Annotated in this window: 1 protein-coding gene; it reads right to left on the minus strand. The window is 71.6% G+C overall.

The window, feature by feature from the left end:
* The coding region (locus D7231_RS35905; protein WP_147449937.1) for a cytochrome ubiquinol oxidase subunit I at positions 1–1,021 on the minus strand (1,021 nt) is incomplete at both ends.

A 1,021-nucleotide genomic window follows, 5' to 3' on the forward strand; every position in this document is an offset into this window, starting at 1 on the left:
CAGCCCGTAGACCACCCACGGCTGGCGCCCGGTCTCGGTGAAGATCCAGCCCCAGGCGTTGGCGATCAGCGGGAAGAGCAGCGTGAGGAAGGCGATCCGCCAGTACCACCGGGTGAGCAGCGGCCCCAGCTCGCGGCCGCGGGTCAACGCCAGCCGCGGGCGTTCGTCCTCGCCCGTCCGCAGTGCGGGGTCCAGCAGCAGGCGGCGCCGGGTCAGCCACAGCCCGGCGGCGCCCAGGGCCGCGGAGGCCATGCCGAAGCCGATCATCCAGCGGAAGCTCCAGTAGGCCAGCGGCACGTTGGGGCGGTAGTCGCCGGGGCCGTAGCGCTCCTGGAGGGCCTCGTTGGTGTCGTTGATCCCGGGCACGGCCTCGGAGAAGTTGTCGTGCGCGAGGAAGGAGAGCAGGCCGGGCACCTCGACGGCGACCATGTTGTGCCCCTGCTCCACGTCCCCGACCGCGAACAGCGAGAAGGGCGCGGGCGCCTCCGTGTCCCACAGGGCCTCGGCCGCGGCCATCTTCATCGGCTGCTGCTCGTACATGATCTTGCCGAGCCGGTCCCCGGTGAAGGCGGTCAGCAGGCCCGCGGCGACCATCGTGACCAGGCCCAGCCGTAGCGAGGCGCGCATCACCTCGGTGTGCCGCCGCCGCGCGAGGTGCCAGGCGGCTATGCCCACCATGAACGCGCCCCCGGTGAGGAACGCGGCGGTGATGGTGTGGGCGAACTGCGCGACGGCCGTGTTCTGCGTGAGCACCCGCCCGATGTCGGTCAGCCGGGCCCGCCCCGTCTCCTCGTCGATGGCGTAGCCCACGGGGTGCTGCATCCAGGAGTTGGCCGCCAGGATGAAGTAGGCGGAGGCCACGGTCCCGGCCGAGACGATCCAGATGGTGGCCAGGTGCAGGCGCGCGGGCAGCCGGTCCCAGCCGAAGATCCACAGGCCGATGAAGGTCGACTCGAAGAAGAAGGCGATCAGCGCCTCGAAGGCCAGCGGGGCGCCGAAGACGTCCCCGACGAAGCGCGAG

Origin of the sequence: Streptomyces klenkii, from assembly GCF_003626645.1 — a bacterium.
Classification (GTDB): Bacteria; Actinomycetota; Actinomycetes; order Streptomycetales; family Streptomycetaceae; genus Streptomyces; species Streptomyces klenkii.